This window comes from Chamaesiphon sp. OTE_75_metabat_556 (assembly GCF_031378165.1).
Lineage (GTDB): Bacteria > Cyanobacteriota > Cyanobacteriia > Cyanobacteriales > Chamaesiphonaceae > Chamaesiphon.
This window is the reverse complement of the sequence record NZ_JANNDR010000569.1, coordinates 1-4,156: the sequence shown is the minus strand read 5'-3', so window position 1 is coordinate 4,156 and position 4,156 is coordinate 1. Positions and strand designations below refer to the sequence as shown.

Genomic DNA, 4,156 nt, shown 5'->3' with positions numbered 1-4,156 from the left:
AGTTAATAATTCGCCAAAGCTATGGATTTAAGAATTTCGATCTGATGAAAGAGAAGCTATTGGCTTGCTTATTTAAATAATTTCCGTTTCACTCCAATCATTCAAATAAGCAATACTTATCACCATACAGGCGGGAGAGCCAATGAACTTATGGCTGGTTGCATTGGTGTCGTCGTCTCAATGTTGATTACGAACGTTTACCTGCTTCTTCAGCGGCTTTCATCCACATTGCCATGATTCGACTTATGCTACGGAGACTTGCTTAAACATTTTATACTCTCCGTATTTCCAAACATCCTCTAAACACCCCTAACCACCCTTTGATTGTCAATAAGACAAACAAAAAAGGTTCCAACAAAGTCGATAGACCTTGCCGAAACCCTTTTCTAGTGCTGTTTTTTCCCAAATCGGAACGAGAGGATTTGAACCTCCGACCCCTACTACCCCAAAGTAGTAAGCGCGTTCGATGTAAGCCTTGCTGTATATCCACTTCAGCTATTCGCAACAAGTGAGCAGGGTAAAAAGGTGGTTTCGAGGTCTAATCGACCAAGAGTTGCCTTCTCCGGTAATGTGCCTCATTATGGTATCAATTTTGGCATCGAGCGATTCAAGTCGGGCATTAACCGCTACAAATTCCGCTCTCATCTCCGATCTCGTCGAGCCGATCTCTTCGTAAATACGATCTAGTACGCTGGAAAATTCTTGGGGGGAAATCTGGGTATATTCCAGCCTGTCTAGTCTACGGTTGACCCCACGCAATTCGCGGTTAACGCGATCGATGTCGTCTGGTTCTCTGGCTTGAGTCATGTTAACCTCATAGTAGTTATGTTGATATCGATCTCGCTGCTGCAAACAGTCTTTCGTTGACCCTTGGTCTGCCTTCGGCAATCGATCTAGCCCTCACCTTTACCTGGTGGGGGCTGTTTCGATTCTAGCCTGTCGAGTTCGTCGAGTATTTCCAACCCTCTAGCCGCCGATCCTCGATCGGCTCTCGCCTTGTATCGATTGTGGGTGTCAAATTCGACCAATGCGGCTGTTGTTAGTTTTTCAATCATTTTATTGACACTCACGCCTTGACTAGCGGCTAGTGCCTTTAATCTTGAATGCCGATCGTCTGGCATCCGCACGGTTAAAACAGCCATAAAGTTATTCTGCGATAATTTGGAACGGGTTGAGAATTATTCATTGCTGAAGGGATACCCATCTAAATATCCTAACTCCTTCATGAATGAGACTGTTTGGGGTAATCCCTGTTTGAGCAAATTTTGGAGGTATCTGTCACAGTCCATCGATGGGTTTCTCAACCGCTGCCTAACCTTTTCCACCGCCCTACAAACTTGCACGGGGTAAAGATCTAGCAAATACAAAATAAATTCATCGGGGTGTTGTGCCTCAACATCAAAGGATGATAGGTAGTCTGATGGAAAGTCTTTAAGGTTGAAAGTCACTATTACATCAGATTGGCACCTAATCGCCGCTGCCAAAACATGATGATCGTTACCATCTGGTAATTGCAGTGACGGTATTAACGATTCAAAGCCAGTAACCAAAGCATCACGGACGTTATCATCCATGAAGGCTTTAGTTCTCAGCAGTTGACTTTCTTTTAGATCGGGGCGATTTTTAAGAACGTTACGAATCCATTCTTGGTGAATTTCTTCCGACCAACGAGCACGAAATAAATCGGTCAAAGCCAATTCCATCAACAAATCCCGAAGCGGTGCAGGATATAGAACACAAGCATCATAAACAGCCGTAAAATTTGACACGATTATTCATATCCCATATTTAATTCCTGCGCCTGTGCGACCAATTCATTAAGAGTTTCGTTTCTGGCTCGATCGATATTCTCTTTGTATTTCATCACATCTTGAAGCAACACCCGCCGATGTTTACCAACCATCCGATGCGCTAGTTCTCCTGATTCAAGTAGTTTTACTAAAAAAGGACGTGAAACATTCAGTAAATCGGCTGCTTGCTGAGTTGTCAGCTCTGCATGATAAGGCATCAGAGTAACAGCGTTACCTTGTGCCATTTGGGTCAAGATCTCCAAGAGCAGACTAATAGCGACGTTCGGGACTACTATTTTCTGTCCTAATTCATCTTCTAAAATACTGATGCTAGTGCTGGGACGCTCTTTTTGAATCAGCGGTGCAAGTTGGCGGCTACTCTCTTTAGCTAAGGCTTTTTCAGCGTCGCTCGGTGTGGATAGCAAGGCGGTAAAGTTTGGAGGCATATTCTCACCTTATCGAATAGTGAACTCTCTGTTCTCTAATCATACCCAATTAATCGGTATAAACGTAATAAGCAAAATAACCGAAATATCTTTTAGCGATCTGTTAGCCTAATATCTCGAAGTTACCCCGATATGTATGTTTTAGAGGGGTTCTAGGGTCTTTAATTGGCTGGCTACTTTCTTGATTCGACTCATGGAAGCAGAATCTAAGGCTGTCCCGTCTGTTTTTTGGAAACCGATGATTACTAGAGATCGGGCTAGATCGGCGTTGTCTTTCGGGTGTCGATCGATCGATTCAGTTACTTTAGCCAACAGATCGGGATCGTTCATTAGCTTGGTATAAAACCGCCGATTGTCGTTATTGACCCAATCAGGTTCGGCTTCTGGCTTTTGTTTTTTGGCGGTAGTGGCGACTTGAGGGAGTTGTGATTGTTCGATCGATATCGAAGGAGATTTATCCGATATAGTATCCAGTGTTTTATCGGTTAAGTTGTCAGGTAAGCGATCGGATAGGGTCGTCACCAACTTTTTCAAGTCGGATAACTCTTGCTCGATCGCGACTACTCTAGAGGTTAAATTATCCGATAAATTAGTGTCGGATAGACTTATCTGATAATCATCGGATAAGTGAGATATGCCAATGCGGATCAATTTGACGACGGTGGGGGTGAGGATAATTTCACCCGATCGATGGTGGATTTTAGCCCCGTCTTTCTGCGCTATGGATTTAATCGCTTCATAGATTTCGTCGGGAAACCTAACGTCAATACGGCTATCGCTCTGTCTGGTTTTCTTGGTTTGAGGATCTTCTGTCATGTATCCGATAATATTTCGATACTTATACGATAACACTTTATCGGCTATTTGTCCGACATATATCGGATAGCTATAATTTGTCGGGTTAGTATCGGATAATTCAATTTATCGGATATTGCAGTCGGATTGATTATCGGATAGTATGTAGGTGTGGAAACGGAAAAGCCAACCGCAAGCCAAAAGTTAAATAACTGGCATCTACTCACGACAAAGCGATCGATATCCCGCGAAGAACCTCGATCGCCTGTCAATCCCAAAACATTAATTAAAGGATTAACTTCAAGTATGAAACTATTAGACGCTCGTGTAAATGGAATGCCGCGCCAAGTGACGACTAAGTATGGCGAGAAGTCAGTTCTGGACGTTGTGACTAGTGAGGGTAGTTACACGATCTGGCGACCACAAGGCGATCGAGAGGTGATGGGACGGATGAATGGCGAACGAGTAACGATCGCGCTTGACTCGAAGGGTAAAGCGTCTTTGGTAGACCATGCGGGGAATTGTCCAGCGGTGGGATTAGTGGCTAACACGGCTGTTAAGTTACCTTTTGAGGCTGAGATGCAACTCAAGAAACAAATGGGGTTTACTACTGAGTCTCAACCTTCTCGCAGTGCTGAAATTGCCGATTATATCGATCGCTTAGGTAAACTCTACGGTCACTGCTTAACCACAGCCGCCAATATGCCCACTAGCATCGAACTCGAAGCACCACAAATTAAAGATGTAGCAACAACAATGTTTATCCAAACAGTACGCCACTTTAACCTCTAAATCTCACGGGGTAGGTAATCCCTACCCCTAACCAGCACCAGGGTAAGGCGACTGATGTACTGGCTGATTTACTCAGTTAGCGATCTGAATAATAATTATGGTTTTGTCCTGATGAATCATAACTGTATGTGAATAAAGGTATAGCTCTAATCTTTGTTAAAAACTAGCGACGGATAGACAGCATGGTGATGTGTGTGTGCCGTTTAGATTTTAAGGGAGAGTAAGCATATTACCCGATTTTAGAGAATGTTACCAATGAAATTAATCAAGTTAATATAGACTGTATTTATCGGATTAGGCATAACATTAGCTGTAGAAAATCATGTTTTAGCT

General features: G+C 43.3%; 6 protein-coding genes. 1 reads left to right on the top strand and 5 read right to left on the bottom strand.

All coding sequences use genetic code 11. From position 1 onward, the window contains the following. Positions 1 to 495: 495 nt before the first annotated feature. From RMO27_RS22415 to RMO27_RS22395, 5 genes are all read right to left on the bottom strand, one after another. The gene (locus RMO27_RS22415) at positions 496 to 807 is read right to left on the bottom strand and encodes a hypothetical protein (protein ID WP_309736752.1); all 312 of its coding nucleotides are present in this window, start codon (positions 805 to 807) and stop codon (positions 496 to 498) included. 86 nt (positions 808 to 893) lie between these two features. Next, complete coding sequence (locus RMO27_RS22410) at positions 894 to 1,142, bottom strand: toxin-antitoxin system HicB family antitoxin (RefSeq protein ID WP_396133783.1); 249 nt, start codon at positions 1,140 to 1,142, stop codon at positions 894 to 896. A 36-nt stretch (positions 1,143 to 1,178) separates the two neighbouring features. Next, the gene (locus RMO27_RS22405) at positions 1,179 to 1,772 is read right to left on the bottom strand and encodes a PIN domain-containing protein (RefSeq protein ID WP_396133784.1); all 594 of its coding nucleotides are present in this window, start codon (positions 1,770 to 1,772) and stop codon (positions 1,179 to 1,181) included. Next, a complete protein-coding gene (locus tag RMO27_RS22400; RefSeq protein ID WP_309736750.1) occupies positions 1,772 to 2,236 on the bottom strand; it encodes a helix-turn-helix domain-containing protein in 465 nt (154 codons plus the stop codon). Before RMO27_RS22400 ends, RMO27_RS22405 begins: the two co-directional genes overlap by 1 nt. Positions 2,237 to 2,377: 141 nt before the next feature. Continuing rightward, positions 2,378 to 3,052 carry a hypothetical protein gene (locus RMO27_RS22395; RefSeq protein ID WP_309736749.1) on the bottom strand — a complete coding sequence of 225 codons (675 nt, stop codon included), beginning with the start codon at positions 3,050 to 3,052 and terminating at the stop codon, positions 2,378 to 2,380. Between the two features lie 285 nt (positions 3,053 to 3,337). Between RMO27_RS22395 and RMO27_RS22390 the strand changes: the two genes are divergently transcribed. Further along, a complete protein-coding gene (locus RMO27_RS22390; protein WP_309736748.1) occupies positions 3,338 to 3,823 on the top strand; it encodes a hypothetical protein in 486 nt (161 codons plus the stop codon). The last annotated feature ends 333 nt before the right edge of the window (positions 3,824 to 4,156 follow it).